The 19689-nt window shown below is 52.8% G+C and carries 18 protein-coding genes and 1 tRNA gene; 16 read left to right on the top strand and 3 right to left on the bottom strand.

Annotated features, from left to right (window positions below; genetic code table 11):
- Positions 1-477 precede the first annotated feature (477 nt).
- Positions 478-1344 (top strand): glycosyltransferase family 2 protein, encoded by an 867-nt coding sequence (locus AUP42_RS05665; protein ID WP_062949767.1) that lies wholly within the window; start codon positions 478-480, stop codon positions 1342-1344.
- A 145-nt stretch (positions 1345-1489) separates the two neighbouring features.
- A complete protein-coding gene (locus AUP42_RS05660; protein ID WP_062949765.1) occupies positions 1490-2464 on the top strand; it encodes a methyltransferase domain-containing protein in 975 nt (324 codons plus the stop codon).
- A gap of 109 nt (positions 2465-2573) precedes the next feature.
- Here AUP42_RS05660 and AUP42_RS05655 read toward each other — a convergent pair.
- Together AUP42_RS05655 and AUP42_RS05650 are read right to left on the bottom strand one after the other, a co-directional pair.
- Positions 2574-2649: transfer RNA gene (locus tag AUP42_RS05655), tRNA-Ala, on the bottom strand.
- A gap of 100 nt (positions 2650-2749) precedes the next feature.
- The gene (locus tag AUP42_RS05650; protein WP_007088347.1) at positions 2750-3055 is read right to left on the bottom strand and encodes an FYDLN acid domain-containing protein; all 306 of its coding nucleotides are present in this window, start codon (positions 3053-3055) and stop codon (positions 2750-2752) included.
- Between the two features lie 346 nt (positions 3056-3401).
- Between AUP42_RS05650 and aroA the strand changes: the two genes are divergently transcribed.
- The 8 genes from aroA to AUP42_RS05610 all read left to right on the top strand — a co-directional run bounded on the left by aroA (position 3402) and on the right by AUP42_RS05610 (position 11744).
- Positions 3402-4748 carry a 3-phosphoshikimate 1-carboxyvinyltransferase gene (aroA, locus tag AUP42_RS05645; RefSeq protein WP_062949763.1) on the top strand — a complete coding sequence of 449 codons (1347 nt, stop codon included), beginning with the start codon at positions 3402-3404 and terminating at the stop codon, positions 4746-4748.
- Between the two features lie 102 nt (positions 4749-4850).
- Complete coding sequence (gene cmk, locus AUP42_RS05640; protein ID WP_062949761.1) at positions 4851-5495, top strand: (d)CMP kinase; 645 nt, start codon at positions 4851-4853, stop codon at positions 5493-5495.
- Between the two features lie 225 nt (positions 5496-5720).
- Complete coding sequence (rpsA, locus tag AUP42_RS05635; RefSeq protein ID WP_062949759.1) at positions 5721-7424, top strand: 30S ribosomal protein S1; 1704 nt, start codon at positions 5721-5723, stop codon at positions 7422-7424.
- Positions 7425-7678: 254 nt separating this feature from the next.
- Complete coding sequence (sppA, locus tag AUP42_RS05630; RefSeq protein ID WP_062949757.1) at positions 7679-8602, top strand: signal peptide peptidase SppA; 924 nt, start codon at positions 7679-7681, stop codon at positions 8600-8602.
- Between the two features lie 73 nt (positions 8603-8675).
- On the top strand, positions 8676-8951 hold the full coding sequence (ihfB, locus tag AUP42_RS05625; protein WP_007088342.1) for an integration host factor subunit beta: 276 nt from the start codon (positions 8676-8678) through the stop codon (positions 8949-8951).
- A gap of 190 nt (positions 8952-9141) precedes the next feature.
- Positions 9142-9456, top strand: a complete 315-nt coding sequence (locus tag AUP42_RS05620; RefSeq protein ID WP_062949755.1) for a LapA family protein — start codon at positions 9142-9144, stop codon at positions 9454-9456.
- A 125-nt stretch (positions 9457-9581) separates the two neighbouring features.
- On the top strand, positions 9582-10304 hold the full coding sequence (gene pyrF, locus AUP42_RS05615) for an orotidine-5'-phosphate decarboxylase (RefSeq protein WP_062949753.1): 723 nt from the start codon (positions 9582-9584) through the stop codon (positions 10302-10304).
- A 231-nt stretch (positions 10305-10535) separates the two neighbouring features.
- A complete protein-coding gene (locus AUP42_RS05610) occupies positions 10536-11744 on the top strand; it encodes an MFS transporter (RefSeq protein WP_062949751.1) in 1209 nt (402 codons plus the stop codon).
- Between the two features lie 86 nt (positions 11745-11830).
- Here AUP42_RS05610 and AUP42_RS05605 read toward each other — a convergent pair whose 3' ends face one another.
- Positions 11831-12634, bottom strand: coding sequence for a TSUP family transporter (locus AUP42_RS05605; RefSeq protein ID WP_062949749.1), 804 nt, complete (start codon positions 12632-12634; stop codon positions 11831-11833).
- Between the two features lie 194 nt (positions 12635-12828).
- On the opposite strand from AUP42_RS05605, the gene mutM reads away from it, so the two are divergent.
- The 6 genes from mutM (at position 12829) to recF (ending at position 19685) form a co-directional block, all read left to right on the top strand.
- Entirely contained in the window at positions 12829-13668 is an 840-nt protein-coding gene (gene mutM, locus AUP42_RS05600) for a bifunctional DNA-formamidopyrimidine glycosylase/DNA-(apurinic or apyrimidinic site) lyase (RefSeq protein WP_062949747.1), read from the top strand.
- A 175-nt stretch (positions 13669-13843) separates the two neighbouring features.
- Positions 13844-14620: an enoyl-CoA hydratase gene (locus AUP42_RS05595; RefSeq protein ID WP_062949745.1), complete on the top strand. Its 777-nt coding sequence runs from the start codon at positions 13844-13846 to the stop codon at positions 14618-14620.
- 176 nt (positions 14621-14796) lie between these two features.
- Entirely contained in the window at positions 14797-15057 is a 261-nt protein-coding gene (gene rpsT / locus AUP42_RS05590) for a 30S ribosomal protein S20 (RefSeq protein WP_062949743.1), read from the top strand.
- 392 nt (positions 15058-15449) lie between these two features.
- Positions 15450-17030, top strand: a complete 1581-nt coding sequence (gene dnaA / locus AUP42_RS05585) for a chromosomal replication initiator protein DnaA (RefSeq protein WP_082824673.1) — start codon at positions 15450-15452, stop codon at positions 17028-17030.
- A gap of 311 nt (positions 17031-17341) precedes the next feature.
- Entirely contained in the window at positions 17342-18460 is a 1119-nt protein-coding gene (dnaN, locus tag AUP42_RS05575) for a DNA polymerase III subunit beta (RefSeq protein ID WP_062949740.1), read from the top strand.
- Positions 18461-18524: 64 nt separating this feature from the next.
- Positions 18525-19685 carry a DNA replication/repair protein RecF gene (recF, locus tag AUP42_RS05570; protein WP_062949738.1) on the top strand — a complete coding sequence of 387 codons (1161 nt, stop codon included), beginning with the start codon at positions 18525-18527 and terminating at the stop codon, positions 19683-19685.
- The last annotated feature ends 4 nt before the right edge of the window (positions 19686-19689 follow it).

Genomic DNA, 19689 nt, shown 5'->3' with positions numbered 1-19689 from the left:
CAAATATGGCTTGTAATGGGAAAATTTGAAAGCTAGACGGTTTTCTCATTCCCGGCGTTGCAGAGAAGGAGGATAATATAACCGTACGGGGTACACTCAACCCAATGCAATTTGGGTTTTAGCTGTACCTTAGGGTAGCTTGCTCTGAAGAGGGCCAGAGCGTTGATTGCGGCGGTTTTTTGGAAAAGCCAACGTAATCGGCAAATTGCGTAAAAATAGTGTTTTAATTCGACACTTTAGCTTAAAATGTTATGCATAATGTGCCTTTTAGATGAGTTCCGATCTCTTGAATATTTCCTGCTCTAAGTCAGAGTCTGGAGATTAATTTTCGATGCATATTGTTTTATAACTTGCCGCCTACATTAGGGTTCATAATGATTAATTCATTTTTATCTAGTTGAAGTTTAATGTTATTAGGCATTAAAAAAAGTTTTTTTAATTTATACGCATTTTCATCATTGGAATGGCAAGTATCTGATGTCTGAGGTTAATGTTATAATTCCATGTTTCAATACTCACGACTTTCTTGATCAAACCTTGGAGTCTTTAAGGAATCAAACTTTCAAAAACTTCACCGTAACTATTGTTAACGATGGGTCTGACCGATTGGAAACATTAGATTACCTTCGTGGCTTGCCAAGTGATGTTAAGGTCTTAAATCAGGAAAACAAGGGATTGTCAGCTGCTAGAAACGCAGGAATCGAATTGTCAGAATGCGAATATGTTTTGCCTCTTGATAGCGATGACTATCTAGACAAAGACTTTATAAAAAAAGCTCTTTGGGAGCTAAAGAACAATGAGAACATTTCTTTTTGCTTTTCTCTAATCCGTCTTGAAGGAGAGGCATCGGGCACTCTTGTGAAGTCCTATAATTTCTTCCAACAGTTATTTCTAAATCAAATGCCATATTGCATGTTGATTAAGAAATCAGCGTGGAAATTTGTTGGTGGATACGATGAGAGTATGAAGAAAGGTTACGAAGATTGGGAGTTCAATATTAAGTTAGGTGAAGCTGGGTTTAAGGCAAAGCAGATAGATGAAGCTCTATTTCATTATCGAGTTCGTTCAAATGGTATGTTATTGGGCTTGAGTTCCAAACTGCATGGATCTCTTTGGCGAGAAATACAACATCGACATAAAAACTTATATAAATTCACTTCAATTATTCGGTTGTGGTGGGAATGGAAATTTAAAGAGCAGACTTATCCTACCTTTATAATGTTAGGGCTTTTTATTATGCATAAATTGACCTCGGATAAAATTTTTTCGATTATCTTTGGTCAAGTTATGAGGTTCAGTCATTCTCGGAGATTGACTAACAGTTTAAGTCGAAATCGGGGTTAACTTTCTAACTATTTTCACCCGGTATTTGGGGTGATTTTGAAAATCCATCTTGCAAATCCAAACAATTTAGCAGATATCGCGATGATCTGAGTGTGCCGGTCCTGATTTTATCCGTCGATAAATTTATTCGGATTTTCCAAGATAAATGAGCAAAGATCGTTTGTTGGCCAGTCGGCGGCTTGATGTCGCGTTGGCGCTTGTCGGGCAAAATGATACCGAGGCTGCAATCGATGTGGCCCGGGCTGCAATTTCGGCTGATCCCGATTGGGAAGAAGCGTATTTTGTGCTGGGCGATATTTTCGAGCGCATGGGACAGCATGAAAATGCGATTGAGGCATTTCGTCAGTGCCTTGCCCTCGATCCGGTTGACCGTATGGGCGCGGAAGTTCGACTGACATTGTTGGGCGCGGTTGCCATGCGCGATCGTCTGCCACCCGACTATGTAAGGGCGCTGTTTGACGACTACGCGCCGCGTTTTGAAATCTCGCTACGCGACCGATTGGCCTATCGTGGTCCGGAACTCCTGTTTGAAGCCATTAGGCCCTATTTGCCGGAATTGCTGCGTCCGCTGCGCGTGCTTGATCTTGGGTGTGGCACCGGTCTGGTTGCGGATGTATTTGCCGGGCATGTTGATGTGATTGACGGTGTCGATCTGTCACCGCGCATGATCAACCGCGCACGCGCCAAGGGGCTTTATCGTAATTTGATTGCTGCGGACATCACGGATTTGCCTGATGGCCTTGATCGCGACTATGGCCTGGTTGTTGCGGCCGATGTCCTGAACTATCTGGGCGATCTTGTCCCGGCATTGCGGGCCGCCCATGAGCGGCTTGTACCCGGGGGATTGATGGTCTTCACGCTTGAACATGGCGACACATTCCCGTTCGATCTTGGCCCGGGGCAAAGGTTCCGCCATCATGAACATGCAATTCATGATTGGTTGAAAGATTGCCAGTTCGAAGTTGTTGCCGATGCCACGGGAATTCTGCGGCAGGAAAAGGGAAACCCTGTTTCAGGTCGTATCATGGTGGTACGTGCAGGGGATGGTATCGCCGAATTACTTGATGGCTTTGGACATCTTCCCGACCCGGACCGTTCAATCGATCGCACCGTCCACTAAGCAGGATTTTACATCCAGACGCTTATAAAGGTCGTCCTTTGGTCGGCCTTTTAATTTGGGAAAAGAATACTGAACGACAAAACCCGTCGCTTTAGGCGACGGGTTTTGATGGTGGAGCCGATCAGGATCGAACTGACGACCTCTACAATGCCATTGTAGCGCTCTCCCAACTGAGCTACGGCCCCATTTTAGTCCGCGTCGCAACGAAATCCAGTGTTTCCGTCGCGGCGCGGGGGATATTTAGAAGGTTCGCCAAATCTTGGCAAGACCTATTTTCAAAAAATCCTAGCGGTCGTCTTCGTCGCTTTCGACATGTTCAAGGACTTCGCCAAGATCATCGTCATCTTCACCAAGATCAGACGCATCTTCAAGGATATCGTCATCGATATCGGTGTCGACATCATCGTCAAGATCGACGTCATCATCCAGGTCTTCGTCTTCTTCCGGCTTCGGCTTTGCAACCGCGGCTTTCTTGATTTTGGTCACCCCGTCGGGGGTTGCGCATTTGGGGCACACGACCGGCGTACGATTCAAATCATAGTATTTGGTACCGCAGGCTTGGCAGTGACGTTTCTTACCGCGTGCTGACATTACGGCAAACCCTCTTAAATACCGTTATCATCAAAGAATGGGTTGAAGGCCGAATTCACCTTCTTCTAGTTGGCCCAATTGCCATCTTGGGACGGGCTTGTCAAAAGGAAATTGTCCGATTTTATCACAAGCCTCCAAAAGGCGGGATTCTGCGCCACGCACCGCTATAAACTTCAAGCAAAATTTGGCTTCGATACTGGTGCGTCAAAAGCGCATATGATACGAGTTTGCCCCCGGTAATCGAACGTACGATTTGCGCCCAGAATTGCGGCAGCATCGAAGTGCGGTTCAATGACCGGAAAACCGATGATTTGATGGTCACAACAAGAATAGACAGGCAGGCCCGATGAGCTCTTCGCAGACCAAACGTCCGCTTCAATCACTGAAGTCCCGTGCGCTTAACGGCGATATCCGGGTTCCCGGTGACAAATCAATTTCCCATCGTTCCCTGATGTTTGGCGGCCTTGCCATTGGCGAGACGAAAATTACCGGCCTTCTCGAAGGTGAAGATGTTCTGGCGACTGCAGAAGCCATGCGCAAACTTGGTGCGACGGTGACCCGTGACGAAGACGGGACCTGGCATGTGACCGGTGTCGGCGTTGGCGCCTTGCGGGAGCCCGATAGCGTCATTGATATGGGTAATGCCGGAACCGGTATTCGTCTGATGGCCGGTATTGTTGCGACCCATCCGATCACCACCTTCTTTACCGGCGATGCATCGCTTTGCAAGCGTCCGATGGGCCGGGTTGCCGATCCGCTGGCGGAATTCGGCGCGCAATTCATCACGCGCGAACGCGGTCGTCCGCCTATGGCCGTCATCGGAACCGATGAGGCAAAACCGGTGACCTATACGCTTCCTATGGCATCCGCACAGGTCAAGTCGGCTGTGTTGCTGGCTGGCCTGAATACTGCCGGAACGACCACCGTGATCGAGCCGAAACCATCACGTGATCACACCGAACGCATGTTGCGCCATTTTGGTGTCGATGTTGATGTCAGCATCAATGATGACGGTGGGCGCACGGTCAGTCTGACCGGCCCGGTCGAAATGAAAGCAGCCGATATTGTGGTTCCTACAGATCCGAGCTCGGCAGCATTCCCGCTGGTAGCGGCTTTGATCAATCCGGAATCAAAAGTGACCATTCGCGACGTTTGTCTGAATCCGTTGCGGACCGGCCTGATTACGACCCTTATCGAAATGGGGGGTGACATTACGATCGCTAACGAACGTGAGGAAGCCGGTGAAACCATCGGTGATCTTGTCGTTAGCGGTAAAAATCGCCTGACCGGTATTGTCGTGCCAGCGGAACGTGCCCCGTCGATGATTGATGAATATCCGGTGCTGGCCGTTGCTGCCGCTTATGCTCAGGGTGAAACCCGGATGTGCGGACTTGAAGAATTGCGGGTCAAGGAATCGGATCGTCTTGCCGCTGTGGCCGCGGGTCTCGCAGCAAACAAGGTCATTCACCGCATCGAAGGTGACGACCTGATTGTCACGGGTGGCGAGGTACCCGGAGGTGGTATGGTTGAAACCCATCTTGATCATCGTATCGCCATGTCCTTCCTTGTCCTCGGACTTGGGGCAAATGATCCGGTTGCGGTTGATGATGCCAACCCGATTGCGACCAGCTTCCCGAGTTTCGAGGCATTGATGCGCGAATTGGGGGCAAACCTCGCCCCGGCGGGTTCATGATCTGTTTCGTGATCGGTTTCTGTTATTCGCATTCCGGGGCTCGTAAAGCCTTTCTTGGCACACAAATATAAGTGACATCAAAACAGATAGGGGCGCCCGCGCATGATCATCGCGATTGACGGACCGGCAGCATCGGGAAAAGGCACTTTGGCACGTCGAGTCGCCGGGGCAATGGACTATGCCTATCTTGATACCGGGCTTTTGTACCGGGCGACGGGGGCAAAGGTTTTGGCGCTTGGGCTTGATCCCTCGGACGAGGATGTGGCGGTCGGAGTGGCCGAAAAACTCGGCGCCAACGAGCTTGACGGCCAAGAACTTCGCAGCGAAGAAGTCGGAAATGCAGCGTCAAAAGTTGCCGCGATTCCAAGGGTTCGTGCGGTGTTGCTCGATTTTCAACGCAATCTTGCCAGCAGCCCGCCCGGTGGTAAACGGGGTGCCGTTCTTGATGGTCGCGACATCGGGACGGTTGTGTGTCCGGATGCTCCGATCAAGTTCTATCTGACGGCCAGTGTTGAAGAACGTGCAAACCGTCGGTTCAAACAGTTGCAGGAAAAAAATCCCGCTGCTATATACGAGCGCGTTCTCAAAGAGCTTGAAGAACGGGATGCTCGAGACAGTGCGCGGGATGTTGCGCCGCTCAAGATGGCATCGGACGCAATCCACATTGATACGGATCGTCTGAATGCTGATGCGGTGTTTAATGCAGTCATGGCGCATATTCGGACCCATATGGGTGAGAATGACTGACACACGGGCGTTTTAACCGTCAAGCGGCAGAACGATCTCAGGGGTAGCTACCCTAAGGTGAACGACATGTGCGTTCACCTTTTCGTCTATGGAAAACCGTTTGGTTTTCCGCGAACGGGATCGGGACATCGATTGGCAAAAACCCGCCACGATTTTGTGGCAAGACCATCGGATACAACCGATTGGCCGGAATAGTGACGATACACTCGAAAGGAAGTCTCTTTAATGACAACCGCTGAAGAAGCACAATTCTCCACCGGCGAAGATTTCGCCGCCCTGCTGGCCGAAAGCCTCGGTTCTGAAGACGAAGGCTTTATTGGCCGCGTGATGACCGGTACGGTCGTCAAAACCACCGACGACGATGCAATCGTCGATGTGGGTCTGAAGTCCGAAGGCCGCGTGCCGCTCAAAGAATTTGGCGCAGGCGACGTTAATATCGGCGATACCGTTGATGTTTATGTCGATCGCTATGAAAACAAAGATGGCCTAATCGTTCTGTCGCGTGAAAAAGCGCGTCGCGAAGAAGCCTGGGTCGAGCTTGAAAAACAGTTCAACGAAGGCAAACGCGTTGACGGTACCATCTTTGGTCGTGTTAAAGGCGGCTTCACTGTTGACCTGTCGGGCGCCGTGGCATTCCTGCCGGGCAGCCAGGTTGACATCCGTCCGGTTCGCGACGTTACCCCGCTGATGAACAATCCGCAGCCGTTCCAGATCCTGAAAATGGATCGTTCGCGCGGTAACATCGTGGTTTCGCGTCGTGCCGTTCTCGAAGAGACCCGTGCTGAACAGCGCGCCGAACTGATCCAGAACCTTCAGGAAGGTCAGGTTCTTGACGGCGTTGTCAAAAACATCACCGATTACGGCGCATTCGTCGATCTCGGCGGTGTTGACGGCCTGCTGCACGTCACCGACATCGCATGGAAGCGTATCAACCATCCGTCTGAAGCACTTCAGATCGGTCAGACCGTCAAGGTTCAGGTTATCCGCTTCAACAGCGAAACCCAGCGTATCTCGCTTGGCATGAAACAGCTTGAAGCTGATCCGTGGGAAGGTGTCGAAGCTAAATACCCGGTCGGTTCGAAATTCGAAGGCCGTGTCACCAACATCACCGATTACGGCGCATTCGTCGAACTCGAAGCTGGTGTCGAAGGTCTGGTCCACGTTTCCGAAATGTCCTGGACCAAGAAAAACATTCACCCGGGTAAAATCGTTTCGACCTCGCAGGAAGTCGAAGTCATGGTGCTCGACGTCGATGCACAGAAACGCCGTATCTCGCTTGGTCTCAAGCAGTGCACCTCGAATCCGTGGGATGCCTTCCTGGCTGCTCATCCGGTCGAGTCCGAGATCGAAGGCGAAGTCAAGAACATCACCGAATTCGGTCTGTTCATTGGCCTTCTGGGTGGTATCGACGGTATGGCTCACCTCTCGGACCTGTCATGGGACCGCGCTGGTGAAGAAGTCATCAAAGAATACAAAAAAGGTGACATCGTCAAAGCCAAGGTTCTTGACGTTGACGTCGAGAAAGAGCGTATCTCGCTTGGCATCAAACAGCTTTCAGGTGACCCGTTCAAAGAAGCCGTTACCGGCATCAAACGCGGTGAAACCGTAACCTGTGAAATCACCGAAGTTAACGACGGTGGTATCGAGGTTGCTGTTGGTGGCACCGATCTTAAAGGCTTCATCCGTAAGGCTGAACTCGCACGTGACCGTTCGGACCAGCGTCCGGAACGTTTCGCGGTTGGCGAGAAAGTCGATGCGCGTGTTACCACGATCGACGCCAAAACCCGTAAGGTTACCCTCTCGGTCAAAGCTCTCGAAGTTGCTGACGAGAAGAAAGCCATGGCGGATTACGGTTCGGCTGACAGCGGTGCATCGCTTGGCGATATCCTTGGCGAAGCACTTCGCAAGAAACAGGAAGGTGCCGAATAAGGCATTTGTTCCTGATCGGACAGGATCTGCTCTGGCAGATCACAAAGACGGGTCGTGCGTTGCACGGCCCGTTTTTTTGTCGCTTTTGTCCAAAATTCCCGGTTTGGACGCGACTTTGCCGCTGCGATGTCATTTTTTAGCGAGAATTTTGATTTCAAACAGTTTTTGTCCTTGCCAAGCGAATGAAGAAAAACCATTTGAAAAGGCAGGTTTTTGAAGCTGTTAGTTCATTACTGAATACCGGGGCGCATTAAATGGCACTTGATGCCGATATCCTTCTTGATCGTCGACGTTTGAAAAAATCGATTTTCCGCTGGCGGGTGCTGGCGGTGGTCGCAATCATCATTGCCATCGTGGTGGCCTTTGCGCGCAGCGGTGCGGACGACGTGGTGTGGGGCAATATTGGCCCGCGCATTGTCGAGGTGAATATCGAAGGGGTAATTACCGAGGATCCCTACCTTCTTGATGCGCTGGAGCAGATTGAGGGAGACAGCGATGTCGCGGGTCTGATCGTCCATATCAACAGCCCTGGCGGTACGATGGTCGGTGGCGAGGCGCTTTTTGAGAGTCTGCGCAGGATTGGCGAAACCCGTCCGATCGTTGCCGAAATGGGAACTGTTGCCGCGTCTGGTGGTTACATGACGGCAATTGCCGCTGACTACATCATCGCACATCGCGGAACGGTGACCGGATCGATTGGTGTGATTTTCCAGTCGATGAACTTTACCGGCACATTGGAAAAACTGGGTGTAGAGCCGCTGACGGTTAAAAGTGGCCCGCTTAAAGCCGTTCCGAACCCGTTCGAACCGACGGATGATGCCGCGCGATCGGCTATGGAAAGCCTGATTTCAGACATGTTTGGCGTGTTTGTCGACATGGTTGCCGAACGACGCGGTATGGATACCGAAACCGTGCGTCAACTGGCCGATGGCCGGGTTTATACCGGTCGGCAGGCTGTTGCCAATGGTCTGATCGACGAGATTGGTGGTCGTCGCGAAGCTTTGCGCTGGCTGCAGGACGAAATGGGAGTATCGCCGGATGCGGCAGTCGTGCCGCTCGAAATTGATTATCCGGAAGACTCCCTTATGACGGCATTGTTCGAAGGAAACATCGGAAAAATGCTGTCATCTGAGGGGCTTAAACTTGACGGTTTGCTGACTGTCTGGCAACCTGAGTGAAAGCGCCGACGTGACGTAATCTAACCTTTGGTTGATTGGATATCTGTCAGAACGAACAGGATGGGGCCTGAATATGACAAAATCAGAACTGATCGCCCGGCTGGCCGAGATGAACCCTCATCTGTATCAGCGCGATGTTGAGCGGATCGTGGCGACGATCTTTGACGAAATTACCGAAGCGCTGGCACGCGGGGATCGTGTCGAGCTGCGTGGTTTTGGCGCATTTTCCGTAAAGCAGCGTGATTCCCGGGTCGGACGCAATCCGCGTACCGGTGAAGCCGTACCTGTGGGCGAGAAAAAGGTTCCCTATTTCAAAACTGGCAAGCAGTTGCGCGAACGTCTTAACTGATCGCAGCCTGTTTGATCGGCTTGCTGTTGGCGTGTGAACTGCGCTAAACCAGTCTTGTGGAAATTCTGCAGGATGGTTGCAAATTCATTTGCACATGTTTCCGTTTAACCATATCGGGTCCATTCTCTGGTTTCAGCCGGTGCGTGGGCTATGACCCCTGCCTTTTTGCATGCCGGCACGAGGAGTTGAAATGCGCATTCTTTACTGGATCATCTCCATCCCGCTTGCGATCCTGATTGCGATTTTTGCCGTGTCGAACCGGGCGCTGGTGACGTTGTCTTTGTGGCCCTTGCCTTATGAAATTGACATGCCGCTTTTCCTGCCGATCATGGTGGCATTGTTGATCGGGCTTGGTATCGGGTTGACGTATGAATGGTTCGTACATGGCAAACATCGCCGTGCCGTCAAGCGGATGGATAGCGAGCTGCGCAGACTGCGTCCGGATGAAACCGGCAGCGACATATCGAATGATCACAAGGTGATCAGCCAGCAAAAGGCATCCTGAGAGGAATCCTGCCAAAGGTTATGGCCAATTCGGGATTGGTATTTCAGGCGAAATCGGCTAAGTCATGCCCGGTCCGTCGCATCTTCGTGGGCCGATGATGAAATTCCAGCCCGCCGGAGGACACCATGACCGATAAGCTTGCCCCGCACGATCGGATTTTTTGTGCCATTGATACCACTGATCTTGCTCATGCAATTGATCTGGCTTCAAATCTGTCCGGGGTGATTGGCGGCGCGAAGCTTGGCAAGGAATTCTTTGCAGCCCACGGCCCGCAGGGTGTCCGTGAAGTCGCCAAGGCCGGATTGCCGATTTTTCTGGACGTCAAATATCACGACATTCCCAACACAGTTGCCGGTGCCATCCGCGCCGTAACGCCCCTTGGTCTCAAGATCGTGAATGTTCATGCGACGGGTGGCTTTGAAATGATGAAGCGTGCCGGGGAAGCAGCACGTGAAACTGCTGACAAGGCGGGTGTCGATGCTCCTTGGGTGATTGCCGTAACGGTCCTGACCAGCCTTGATCAGGGTGATCTTGATGATGTCGGTCTGGCTGGACCGATCAGCGAGCGTGTCGTCAAACTTGCGGAACTGACCCAAAAGGCCGGTCTGGACGGAGTTGTGTGCTCCGCACAGGAAATTACCGCGGTACGTGCTGCTTGTGGGCCGGATTTCAAATTGATCACCCCGGGTATTCGTCCGGCCTGGTCAAGTTCTGATGATCAAAAACGTATTGTCACACCGCATGATGCCGTTGCGATGGGCACAGATGTGATGGTGATCGGGCGCCCGATTACCAAGGCCGACGATCCGGTTAAAGCTGCAAAACGTATCGTTGACGAACTCTCCTGATCCGGATTTATCCGTTTTGTTTTTCTGACAGGCTCGGTGTTCAACCGGGCCTGTTTCAGTTGTGACGGGATTGCATAGTTTTTATGCCAATTTTGCGATGGTGAAATTTGTGCGCTGCACGCAAAATTGAATCGTTTCAATTTTCGGTCGGTTCAAGCGTTTCGAAAATCTCCCGAATCCTGTCGCCCCATTATCCCGCATTGGTGCCTGGCACCCTTGGACATATCGATCATGACAGCTGCTGTTGCCCGCACAGGTTTCTTTGGAAACCTTCCGATCCTTGCCCTCGCCCTTGCATCCTTCGGGATCGGGACGACCGAGTTTGTCATTATGGGCTTGTTGCCGGATGTGGCGGTCGATCTTGGTGTCAGCATTCCCGATGCCGGGTTGCTGGTAACCGGTTATGCGTTGGGTGTTACGTTTGGTGCGCCGTTCCTTGCGATTGCAACGTCCAAAATGGATCGTCGGCATGCTTTGATGATGCTCATCGCGATTTTCATCATTGGCAATTTCCTGTGCGCGATTGCACCGGATTACTGGCTTCTGATGGCGGCCCGTGTGGTCACTGCTTTCTGCCATGGGGCGTTTTTTGGTCTGGGTGCGGTGGTTGCTGCTAACCTTGTTGCACCGCATAAACGGGTTCAGGCCATTGCCCTGATGTTTTCGGGGCTTACTCTTGCCAATGTGCTTGGGGTTCCGTTTGGTACGGCTCTCGGTCAGGAACTGGGTTGGCGTTCGACTTTCTGGGCGGTTGTTGTGATCGGTATGATTGCGGCTGTCGCGCTTTATTTCTGTTTGCCACGCAAGATCGCGGCGACGGGTGGTAGTTTGATGGCGGAAGCCCGTGCGCTGCTTAAAACCCAGGTTATATTTGCCATGCTGATCAGTGTTCTGGCCGCGGCCAGCATGTTCAGCGTGTTTACCTATATCACTCCGATGCTGCAGAATATCACCGGCATTTCAGCGCGACAGGTAACCTATGTGCTGTTGCTGTTCGGCGCAGGTTTGACGATTGGCAACTATATCGGTGGCCGTCTGGGTGATTGGCGCCTGATGCCCGCGATCATTGCGACGTTTGTTCTGCTGATTGCGATACTGGTCGTATTTGCTGAAACGATCACCAATGTGATCCCGGCTGTGGCAACGGTTTTTGTCTGGGGTGTGGTTTCCTTTGCACTGGTGTCCCCCCTTCAGATGCGGGTGGTCAACGAAGCGACCGATGCACCGAACCTTGCGTCGACCCTTAATCAGGGGGCATTCAATCTTGGTAATGCTGCGGGTGCCTGGTTCGGTGGTATCGCAATTACACAGGGCGTTTCCTATCAGGATATCCCTTGGCTTGGCGCAGGAATTGCCGTGATCGCGTTGCTGTTTTCGATCTGGAGCCACCTGATTGACCGTCCTGACGAAGTCTTTATCGAGACGACTGCCAGCGCCTGAATGAATTGAATGTCAAAAACAAAGCCCGCCGGACAATGTCGCGGCGGGCTTTTTGCTGTTTGCTTGGGAATGAGGAAACCGGGTTTCTATCCGATCCAGACCCGCATTTGATCCCAATACTGGCTGATGGTGCTGCCATGCTGATCGATGATCAGCTTGATCGAAATGGCAATCGAGGTAACAACCAGAAGCGGCCGTACCAGCCTTGCACCGACTTTCATCACCAGATGAGATCCGATCTGGGCCCCGATCAATGAGCCGACAGCCATGACAAGGCCGATCATCCAGACAACTTCGCCCCCTGCAATGAACATCACAAGCGATGCGAAATTTGATGTGAAGTTCAGAACCTTGGTGTGGGCTGTTGCCTTTGTCATGTTGAAACCAAGCAAAGCGACAAAAGCGATGGAAAAGAACGATCCGGTACCCGGTCCGAAAAAGCCATCGTAAAAGCCGATGCCAAAGCCTGCGGTAAAGGCAAAGACCGACTTGCTGATAACCTGATGCGCGTCAATATCGCCAACGCGTGGCGAGAAAAGAAAATAAAGTGCAATCAGGATCAACAGAGCCGGAAGGATTTTAAGCAGGATGCTGGCATCAAGCATCTGCACCAGGACGGTACCAAGTGCCGATCCGGCAAATGTCAGGACGATTGCCAATACCATATCGCGGGGATCGACATAGCCCTTGCGGATAAAGTTGATTGAAGATGTCAGGCTGCCAAAACTGCCCTGCAGCTTGTTGGTTGCCAAGGCCTGTGCCGGTGTAATACCCGCCCAAAGCAGGGCCGGGATGGTAATCAATCCGCCGCCGCCGGCAATTGAATCAACCATGCCGGCGAACGCGGCGACCGTAAAAAGTATCAGTAAAAGATCAACGCCAAATTCCATTGACTGAAATCCTGTGGATGGCACGTAAGGTGGGGCAGACGCGCCGGGTGGTAATAAGCGGCGCAATCATATGTACTTGGTGGTCATCGTCCATTGTTACTTTGTAATGGCGACAATGATGTTTGGTGTGCCGGCTTGCCAATCAGCGGGCCGGGTTCTAGATATGTTTCTCCTTTCATTTTGCGAGTTTCCAGATGCCCGAATTACCTGAAGTCGAAACGGTGACACGCGGTTTGACGCCGGTGATGGAAGGGGTTGTCGTTGATCACGTTGTTCAGCGCCGCCCGAACCTGCGTTTTCCGTTTCCGGAAAACTTTGTGGGGCGGATGGCGGGACGTCGGATCAATCAGCTGACCCGTCGGGCGAAATATATTCTGGGCTATCTGGATGACGGGCAGGTTCTGCTGGTTCATTTGGGAATGTCCGGCCGCATGACGATCTTCGATGATCCTGCTGTGGGTGTTCCAGCTCCGGCAAAGCATGATCATGTCGATTTTGTCATGCAGGGGGGCGCTGTGGTTCGGTTTACCGATCCCCGCCGGTTCGGTGTCATCACCCTGATTGCGGCTGATGAGGTTGCAAGCCACAAGATGCTGGCTGGCATCGGGCCGGAGCCATTGGGTAACAGTTTCAACGCCGCCGTCCTGGCCGCAGGAATCGCCAGGCGGGCAAGCCCGATCAAGACGGTGTTGCTTGATCAGCGACTGGTCGCAGGGCTTGGCAATATATATGTGTGCGAAGCATTGTTCCGGTCGGGCATCGCACCGGACCGTCTGGCCAAGGATTTGAAACAGGACGAGATCGAACGTCTTTATCGTGAAATCCGTTTGGTTCTTGAGGACGCGATTGCCGCCGGTGGTTCCAGCCTTAAAGATCATCGTCAGGCCAATGGCGAGCTGGGTTATTTCCAGCACAGCTTCCGGGTTTATGGTCGGGAAGGCGAAAGCTGCACCGCGGATGGCTGCGAAAGCGACGTGGGCAGGATTGTTCAGGCTGGTCGATCAACCTTCTTCTGCCCTACCTGCCAGAAATAGGCTTTTTGCATTTTCTTTTGCTGGAAACGCGTGTGACAGAATTCGGATAATCCGGTGATTCTGTCGGGTCCGGTTGCGGCTTGGAAATAAAATCGGTAAAACAGTATCAAAATATGTCTTCGACCGAATCGGATCGCAAATGTAAGCGGATTGATTCCCGACAAAGGATTGCAGCATGTCTTACGAGAACATCATTGCCGAGGTTAAGGGCAATGTCGGCCTGATCACTCTTAATCGTCCCCAGGCTTTGAACGCGCTTTGTGCGGCATTGATCACCGACATCGGTGGGGCGCTTGATCAGTTCGAAAATGACGAAAACATTCGCGCCATCGTCATTACCGGATCGGAACGGGCCTTTGCGGCCGGGGCCGATATCAAGGAAATGGCCGATTATGATTATATGGATGTCTATAAGAGCGACTTCATCACCAAGGGCTGGACACGGGTGGCGAGCTGCCGCAAGCCGGTTATTGCCGCGGTCGCGGGCTTTGCGCTTGGCGGCGGTTGCGAGCTTGCGATGATGTGCGACATCATTCTTGCTGCGGATACGGCAAAGTTCGGTCAGCCGGAAATCACCATCGGAACCATTCCGGGTGCTGGCGGAACGCAGCGCCTTACGCGTGCCATTGGCAAATCCAAAGCAATGGAAATGTGCCTTACCGGTCGGATGATGGATGCTGAAGAAGCAGAACGCTCGGGACTCGTCGCACGAGTCGTCCCGGCCGACTCGCTTATGGAAGAAGCGATGAAACTGGCTGATAAAATTGCTTCTTTCTCTGGCCCGGTTCTGATGAAGGCGAAGGAGAGTGTCAGCAAGTCTTATGAAATGTCTCTGACCGAAGGTCTGATGTTTGAACGTCGCGAGTTCCATTCGACATTTGCGCTCGATGACCGGGCCGAGGGCATGAAAGCCTTTGCTGAAAAGAGAAAACCGGACTTCAATCATCGCTGATTCGGGTTGGATCGTACCCCGATACCTGCGATGCATTGCTGCCTTGCAGTAGTAAAGAGTCGCAAACCGCGGAAATTCAGCGGGATTGAAGGTATCGGGGGTTGACGAGGGTTTCCGACGGAGCTATAAGCCGCGCTCCGAATTACGTAACATTTGTTTTAAGAGACAGGTTCGCAATGGCTCACCATAAATCGGCCAAGAAGCGCATTCGCCGCAACGCCGCACGTGCAGAAGTTAATGGTGCACGCATCGGTCGCATTCGTACCTTCGTTAAGAAGGTCGAGGCTGCGCTGAACGTTGGCGACAAAGATGCCGCTCTGGCTGCGCTGAAAGTTGCAGAGCCGGAAATGGCACGTGGCGCGCAGCTCGGCGTTCTGCACAAGAACACCGTCGCTCGCAAGGTCTCGCGTCTGACCGCTCGCGTCAAAGCGCTTTAATTTATCCCTTACGGGATGGCGAGTCGAAGGCCGTGCTTGTAGCACGGCCTTTTCGCTGCCCGGATTTCGTCGAATCACCTTTTGTTCCTTGGTTGCGGCATCGCAAAAAACCGCACAAACAAAGGACTGTTTTGGTGCCGAAATCCTTTTAACGTTCTGTTAAAGATCGCCTTGCCTGATGCGGATCGCATCAGTACAGTGTTTTGACTTCGCTGGCCGCGCAACGCGGCGAAAGACGAAGAACCAAAAAACAAAAGGCGCGAGTACGCTTCCAAGACTTGGTGGAAGACAGGCGTGTTGATCATGTTTGTGATCAACGCGGGCGAGTACTTTTTTGTCTTTCGCGTTTTGTTTGGTAGTGAAGATTGATTAAGCGGGGAAAGGTTCTAACAGTGCAGCACGCCGTTAGGGGAACGCAATCGGCACTCGGGGAGTCCAACGGGGGGATTCCGGGTGACCAGCAGGCGGCACTAGACGATCACGCGAAAGCGACATGGCAGATTGTTCGCGAAAAGCTTCGTTCGGAGTTTGGCGCGACAGCTTATCGCTATTGGCTTGATCCCGTCGCATTGATCGCGGTCGAAGCCGGTGTTGCGCGTCTTGGTGCGCCAACGCGTGCAATGCGTGACTGGGTAACTCAGCACTATCTGGATCGTATTCAGTCCTTCTGGCATTCCGAGGATGAGAACATCCATTTTGTCGAGATCGTTGTTGTTCAACCGGCAAATGGTAATGGTCAGAAAAGCCCGCCTTCTTCCTCCGCTTCGAATTCAGGTGCTCAGTCTGGAAGTGGCAGTGCGCGTGGTCGCATCAGTGACGATGTCACACGGCTGGATAAAGTCGCGAACGAGGTGACTGGTGTCGAAGGTTCCAGCCCATCCTATGCGGGCAATGCAAAAGGTCTGGTTTCCGGCGGTCGCAAGGCAATTGGCACCATGTCCGATGACGGCATATCGGCCGCACTTGATCCGCGTTATACATTCGACAATTTCGTGATCGGCAAGCCGAACGAATTTGCCTATGCGGCAGCACGCCGTCTGGCCGAAGCCGAATCGGTGCCTTTCAATCCGCTGTTCCTTTATGGCGGTGTCGGCCTTGGTAAAACCCACCTTATGCATGCAATTGCGTGGCACATTCGTCGCACCCAACCGCACCGCACGGTGATTTACCTGTCTGCCGAAAAATTCATGTACCGGTTCATCCGGGCTCTGCGTGACAAGAACACCGTTGATTTCAAAGATCAGTTCCGGTCTGTTGATGTGCTGATGGTCGATGATGTTCAGTTCATTTCCGGCAAGGACTCGACCCAGGAAGAATTCTTCCACACCTTCAATGCACTGGTGGACCAAGGGCGTCAGATCATTGTATCCGCCGACAAATCACCTTCGGACCTTGAAGATATCGAGGAACGTTTGCGTTCCCGTTTGGGCTCCGGTCTGGTGGCTGACATTCATGCCACGACCTACGAGCTGCGTCTGGGCATCCTCGAATCGAAGGCGGAACGCCAGAATATTGAGCTGCCGCAGCGCGTGATGGAATTTCTGGCTCACAAGATCACCGCGAACGTGCGTGAACTCGAAGGTGCGCTGAACCGCGTCATTGCTCACGCACAACTTGTCGGGCGTGAAATCAGTCTCGAGATGGTTCAGGACGTGCTGCACGATGTTCTGCGTGCATCCGAACGCCGGGTTTCGATTGAAGAAATCCAGAAAAAAGTTGCCGAGCATTTCAATATCAAGGTGTCGGACATGCATTCCGCCCGTCGCGCCCGGGCCGTTGCCCGCCCGCGTCAGGTCGCGATGTACCTGTCCAAGCAATTGACGACGCATTCCCTGCCGGAAATCGGTCGCAAATTCGGTGGTCGTGACCACACGACCGTCATGCATGCCGTTCGCAAAATCGAAGAACTGCATGTGAGCGATCCTTCGCTGTCCGAGGATATCGACCTGCTGCGTCGCATGCTTGAAGGCTGATTGCGATTTCGAAAATAATTGGGCGGGTCACGGTTTGAAAACGGTGACCCGTTCTGATTCCGATCGGATTTTTACGGTGACCAACGGGCTGAAAATCAGGCACCGCGCGGGGTTCCGCCTTTTGCGTGCATTGGGTGGGAAAATATACAACGACTCGTTTTGTTTGCTTGGGTTTAAGCCGTAAAAATCCTTCGATTTCCCGACATGCATGTTATAATGCGCCCGCCTTGCCCGAAAGGGTGAAGCAAAAGCGACAAAATCGATTATAAATCAATTTGTTAAACCAATACTGACAGACGGATAGGACGGGCATGAAGCTGACCATTGAACGCGCGGCTCTGTTGAAATCTTTGACCCATGTTCAAAGTGTGGTCGAACGGCGCAATACCATTCCGATTCTGTCCAATATTTTGCTGCGGGCAGAGAATGATCAGCTGTCTTTGACTGCAACGGACATGGATCTTGAGGTGATTGAAACCACCACTGCAGAAGTCAGTGAAGCCGGTGCAACCACCACCCCCGCCCATACCCTTTACGAGATTGTCCGCAAGTTGCCGGAAGGCTCGCAGGTGCAAATCGCGCTTGAGCCGGGAGCAGGGCGTCTTACCCTGTCTGCTGGTCGTTCGAAATTCAATCTGGCGGTTCTTCCGGTTGATGACTTCCCGGTCATGTCCGGTGGTGAGCTTCCGGTCAGCTTTGGCCTTGCCGCGGCGGAACTTCGCGGTCTGATTGATCGTGCGGAATTTGCGATTTCGACCGAAGAGACCCGTTACTATCTGAATGGTATCTATTTCCATGCGACCGACGCAGAAGGAACCAAAATCCTGCGTGCTGTTGCAACTGATGGCCATCGTCTGGCTCGGGTCGAGGCACCGCTTCCCGATGGGGCGGAAAACATGCCCGGCGTTATTGTGCCGCGGAAAACCGTTGGCGAATTGCGCAAGCTGATCGAGGAAACCGGCGAAGCGGTAGACATCGCCATGTCCGACACCAAAATTCGCTTTGGTTTTGGCAAGGCAGTGCTGACCTCCAAGCTGATTGATGGCACCTTCCCGGATTACGAGCGTGTCATTCCGTCTGGCAATGACAAGACGCTTGATATCGAGTGCAAAGCCTTTGCCGATGCTGTTGATCGCGTTTCCGCTATTTCGATCGAAAAGTCGCGTGCGGTCAAAGTCGTCATGTCGGGGAATACCCTGACCCTTTCCGCGTCGAGCCCGGAACACGGAACCGCATCCGAGGAACTCGAAATCAACTATGATGCCGATGACATCGAAATCGGTTTCAATTCGCGTTATTTGCTCGATATCGCCAAGCAGGTAAAGGGGGACACCCTGAACCTTCTGATGTCGGACGGGTCATCGCCAACCATTCTGCGTGATACCGATGATCTTTCGGCATTGTACGTTCTGATGCCGATGCGCGTCTGACGGTTAGCGCACTTTTGCTGTGGCTGTTCTTGCCCATAATCTTCCACCCCAAGACGGTACGTCCATGACGAACCGTCTTGCCGTTTCCCGTATACAACTGGGTGATTTTCGGTGTTACGAAAGTCTGCGCCTGTCGCTTGACGGGGCACCGGTGGTTTTGACCGGCCCGAACGGGGCAGGAAAGACCAATCTGCTTGAAGCAGTATCGCTTTTATCGCCGGGAAGCGGCTTAAGACGGGCCAAGCTGGGCGAGATATCGCGCAGGGTTCCCGGTGAAGACGAGGGAAACGTAAGGGCATGGGCCGTGTCGGCACAGCTGACCACGCCGGATGGGGACTATCAGGTCGGATCGGGCCTTGATCCTGCGGCTCTTGCGCAGGGGCGTGAAAAACGGGCTGTGCGTATTGATGGTGACAACCAGCGCGGTCAGGCGTCGCTGGGGCGGGTTTGTGCCGCGGTTTGGCTGACGCCGCAAATGGATCGTCTGTTTCTGGATGGTCCGTCGGCGCGCCGCCGTTTTCTGGATCGGCTGGTTTACGGCCTTGATCCCGAACATAGCAGCCGGGTAGCGGCCTATGAGCACAGCCTGCGCAGCCGGGCCAAGCTTTTGAAAGAAGGCAAAGGGGACGACAAGTGGCTGGCCTCGATCGAAGACTCGATGGTTCGCCACGGAATTGCCGTTGCGGTTGCACGTGCTGAGTTGCTGGCAAAGCTTGGCCGCGCCGGAACAATGGTTGTTGGACCGTTTCCGGCGGCAAGACTTGCGCTTGCAGGGGATCTTGAAAACTGGCTGGAACAGCTACCGGCGATCGAGGTTGAAGACAGGATGCGGGCGGCATTGCGCGACGGACGGTCACGTGATGCCACCTATGGCGGGGCTTCCGTCGGGCCGCAGCGCAGTGATTTGCTGGTATGGCATGATGCCAAGAACCAGTCCGCAGATCAGTGTTCTACGGGCGAACAGAAGGCCCTGCTGCTATCGATGATTATGGCCAACACCCGCTTGCAAAGCAAAGCGCGCGGAGCTGGCCCATTGCTGTTGCTTGACGAGGTTGTGGCGCATCTGGATGCAGAACGCCGCAGCTACCTGTTTGATGAAATCGTGGCGCTTGGCGTCCAGGCCTGGATGACAGGTACGGACCGGGCGCTGTTTGAAGGTTTGGACGGACGTGCGCAATTCTTCCGCGTGGAAGATGCCACACTGACCGCTGAAACCACTCCGTGAATGC

Origin of the sequence: Thalassospira lucentensis, assembly GCF_001613805.1 — a bacterium.
GTDB classification, from domain to species: Bacteria; Pseudomonadota; Alphaproteobacteria; order Rhodospirillales; family Thalassospiraceae; genus Thalassospira; species Thalassospira lucentensis_A.
The sequence above is the reverse complement of the archived record's forward strand: the minus strand, read 5'-3'. Positions and strand labels throughout refer to the sequence as shown.

What these genes read in the sequence shown, in the direction of transcription:
- AUP42_RS05665 (WP_062949767.1), top strand. Translation starts at nt 478, where the DNA reads ATGTCTGAGGTTAATGTTATAATTCCATGTTTCAATACTCACGACTTT.
- AUP42_RS05660 (WP_062949765.1), top strand. Translation starts at nt 1,490, where the DNA reads ATGAGCAAAGATCGTTTGTTGGCCAGTCGGCGGCTTGATGTCGCGTTG.
- AUP42_RS05650 (WP_007088347.1), bottom strand. Translation starts at nt 3,055, where the DNA reads ATGTCAGCACGCGGTAAGAAACGTCACTGCCAAGCCTGCGGTACCAAA.
- aroA (WP_062949763.1), top strand. Translation starts at nt 3,402, where the DNA reads ATGAGCTCTTCGCAGACCAAACGTCCGCTTCAATCACTGAAGTCCCGT.
- cmk (WP_062949761.1), top strand. Translation starts at nt 4,851, where the DNA reads ATGATCATCGCGATTGACGGACCGGCAGCATCGGGAAAAGGCACTTTG.
- rpsA (WP_062949759.1), top strand. Translation starts at nt 5,721, where the DNA reads ATGACAACCGCTGAAGAAGCACAATTCTCCACCGGCGAAGATTTCGCC.
- sppA (WP_062949757.1), top strand. Translation starts at nt 7,679, where the DNA reads ATGGCACTTGATGCCGATATCCTTCTTGATCGTCGACGTTTGAAAAAA.
- ihfB (WP_007088342.1), top strand. Translation starts at nt 8,676, where the DNA reads ATGACAAAATCAGAACTGATCGCCCGGCTGGCCGAGATGAACCCTCAT.
- AUP42_RS05620 (WP_062949755.1), top strand. Translation starts at nt 9,142, where the DNA reads ATGCGCATTCTTTACTGGATCATCTCCATCCCGCTTGCGATCCTGATT.
- pyrF (WP_062949753.1), top strand. Translation starts at nt 9,582, where the DNA reads ATGACCGATAAGCTTGCCCCGCACGATCGGATTTTTTGTGCCATTGAT.
- AUP42_RS05610 (WP_062949751.1), top strand. Translation starts at nt 10,536, where the DNA reads ATGACAGCTGCTGTTGCCCGCACAGGTTTCTTTGGAAACCTTCCGATC.
- AUP42_RS05605 (WP_062949749.1), bottom strand. Translation starts at nt 12,634, where the DNA reads ATGGAATTTGGCGTTGATCTTTTACTGATACTTTTTACGGTCGCCGCG.
- mutM (WP_062949747.1), top strand. Translation starts at nt 12,829, where the DNA reads ATGCCCGAATTACCTGAAGTCGAAACGGTGACACGCGGTTTGACGCCG.
- AUP42_RS05595 (WP_062949745.1), top strand. Translation starts at nt 13,844, where the DNA reads ATGTCTTACGAGAACATCATTGCCGAGGTTAAGGGCAATGTCGGCCTG.
- rpsT (WP_062949743.1), top strand. Translation starts at nt 14,797, where the DNA reads ATGGCTCACCATAAATCGGCCAAGAAGCGCATTCGCCGCAACGCCGCA.
- dnaN (WP_062949740.1), top strand. Translation starts at nt 17,342, where the DNA reads ATGAAGCTGACCATTGAACGCGCGGCTCTGTTGAAATCTTTGACCCAT.
- recF (WP_062949738.1), top strand. Translation starts at nt 18,525, where the DNA reads ATGACGAACCGTCTTGCCGTTTCCCGTATACAACTGGGTGATTTTCGG.